Source organism: Aliivibrio sifiae (assembly GCF_002954705.1).
Taxonomy (GTDB): domain Bacteria; phylum Pseudomonadota; class Gammaproteobacteria; order Enterobacterales; family Vibrionaceae; genus Aliivibrio; species Aliivibrio sifiae_A.
On sequence record NZ_MSCO01000002.1, the window covers coordinates 904,998 to 907,554 of the forward strand.

At 35.2% G+C, this 2,557-nt stretch carries 2 protein-coding genes and 1 pseudogene; 1 reads left to right on the forward strand and 2 read right to left on the reverse strand.

What is annotated here, in order from left to right:
* Nucleotides 1-226: 226 nt before the first annotated feature.
* Both BTO22_RS15045 and BTO22_RS15055 read right to left on the reverse strand, forming a co-directional pair.
* Nucleotides 227-439 (reverse strand): DnaB-like helicase N-terminal domain-containing protein, encoded by a 213-nt coding sequence (locus tag BTO22_RS15045; RefSeq protein WP_105056176.1) that lies wholly within the window; start codon nt 437-439, stop codon nt 227-229.
* Between the two features lie 436 nt (nt 440-875).
* A pseudogene (locus tag BTO22_RS15055) lies at nt 876-1,404 on the reverse strand (IS6 family transposase); the annotation flags it as partial.
* A gap of 244 nt (nt 1,405-1,648) precedes the next feature.
* On the opposite strand from BTO22_RS15055, the gene BTO22_RS15060 reads away from it, so the two are divergent.
* The gene (locus BTO22_RS15060; protein WP_105056177.1) at nt 1,649-2,491 is read left to right on the forward strand and encodes an SMP-30/gluconolactonase/LRE family protein; all 843 of its coding nucleotides are present in this window, start codon (nt 1,649-1,651) and stop codon (nt 2,489-2,491) included.
* Nucleotides 2,492-2,557 lie beyond the last annotated feature (66 nt).

Consider the following 2,557-nt stretch of genomic DNA (forward strand, 5'->3'; position numbering starts at 1 on the left):
GAAATTAACGGAATTGGTATAATTCTTTGGTGTTTACGTTTGAAGTGGCCAAGAAAAACTGGCCACGGTTTTAGATATAATAAGGAGAGGTTATTTTCCAATAATAATGAGTCAATGGTAGGACTTATTGACCAACTCAGATTATTTGTAACAACCCCGTATTGACCGCATTACTTTCAAGATACATAAACGACTGCAAATCAGAGTTAAACACCTCGGAGTTTAATCACCCCCTCTTATCAAGTTCACTGATTAACATACCCAAAGTAACCACTTTGTTAAAGACCAGTAGCGCTGCTAAAGAATCAAATAAATGTCGATATACTGCCCCATAAAACATGTCTCGATGCAGATAATGAGAGACTTCATTCCAAGCTACGTTGTTGTGTAATAATCCACTAATCACATTAAGCTCAGCTTCCAAGTTATGAGGAGGCATTTGTTAATCAGCCAATCTGAATGAAAGGCTGGCTATGATAACTGAATTCGATACTAATGGAGTAATTGAGCGTTACCTGAGCGATTCAACAAAGCCCTTACCAACAGAACCGATATGCCTGTAGGTTGAAAATTAAAAAGCACATGCTTCTGTTGCAGTTAAATAATCGTGACCCCTCTTTATTTATTCCTAATTGAAAATGAAGTGTCTTTTCCAATTCCTGATCTACAGCACTTAGCAATTCATTGGCAAGTAATGCTTGCGCCTTGACCGTTTCTTGATAATGCAGTTGGTATTTTAATGCGACATCAGAAGCATAGCTTTTTATTATTGATTCAAGAGTTTTGTGCTGATTACTCGCCAATTCCGCCCAGTGTTTCTTATCCCTTAAATCTTGCTGCGTCACAATATCATCATGAATAGTAAAACTGTAATGTAAAGATTCAAATCCTTGAATCGTTGACCAAGCCCGTTTTCGTATTTTGAAACCACCAGTGGCAACCACTAGCTTTTTGATAGGGGCATGATCGGACTCGATGCCATTATTTAGACACTTAACCTGCCGCTGCTCTACATCCGCTCGTAGCATCGTAAGCAACTCTAGGGCATTAATAGGCAGCTTCTTTATTTCTCTTCTTAGAGAAATAAAAATCCAAGGTTTCCTTTTATTTATTGATGGTTCGATACAGGTAGTTCCATTTTCCCTTTACTTTTACGTAAGTTTCATCGAGTTGCCAGGAGCTATCAGTTTGGATAAATTGATAATTACGACGTAACTTTTTACGTAATTTAGGGGAGTATTCAATAAACCAACGATAGATAGTGGAACGATTAACCGAAATGCCTCGCTCTGCGAGCATATCACTGAGATTTGCGTAACTCATTGGTGTCGAACCATATCAATGTAAACACCAAAGTATAATTGCTGGTGCGAAGTGTTTCCATTTAAATTCAGAATTGGTCATTGGCGACGAAATAGTATGAAGGATTGTGGGATCTTGGCGTTAAACTGAATTATTTGCAACAACCCCCTTACGATCATTTACTACATCAACTAATTCACAAAATAAATAAATGGCCACCAGCTCATTCGGAATTTAATTATTGCATATGTGAAACAGTCTTTTAACTACAAGGCTATATATCAACAATAATTGCTTATATATATTATGTATATTCGAAACTAAAAAATAAATATAAGGAATAACAATGAAAAAACGACTCTTATCGATAACTACAGCAATGATATTAAGTCAACAAGTCGTGGCCGAACCTGAGCTTACTCAAAAAATATCTAACCTACCAGGTGTAGAGTCTATCGTTTTTGATGAAAACAAAAACGTATACTTTACCTCCTTACAAGCAGGAAACGAAAAAGATGATGGTTCTATTATTGCTCTAAATTCTAAATATGAATTTATTGCTACTATCGTTAATGGCTTAGATAACCCTAAAGGCATTTCTATTAAAGGAGAGCTCCTCTATATTGCTGATATGACGGATTTAATAGAAGTTAATTTACGCTCTGGCACTGTTATTAAGCATCATGTTGAAAGTGCAGAATTTCTAAATGATGTTGCTATTGATAAATCAGGAAATGTATACATATCAGATATGTTTACATCAGAAATATATAAATTTTCTGACAATAAAGTAAGTAAATGGATGGATTCACCAGAACTAGAAAATCCTAATGGACTGTTGTTTATCGGTGATGACCTATACATTGCTGCATGGGGATATTTTAATAAAAACAATCCTATGGAAGCCCCATTTGGCCGAGTTCTAAAAGTAAACCCTAAAACAAAAGTAATTACCGCTATTACAGAAGAACCTTTAGGTAATCTTGATGGTTTACAGTTAGATAATAAAGGACAATTAATTGTTTCTGATTGGAAGCAAGGGGTAATCTATAGTGTTTCAATGGAAGGAGAAGCGCAAAAAATCATAGATTTGCCTCGTGGACCAGGTGATATTTATTATTCAAAAAAAGAAAATAAACTTCTAATACCGATGGCAATTGATGGTGAAATATTATCTCTAACTGAATAGTGATTAATTGTGGTGAAGTGTTAAGTTAAATTATTTTACATCCATTTTAATCCCTGTTACTAACCA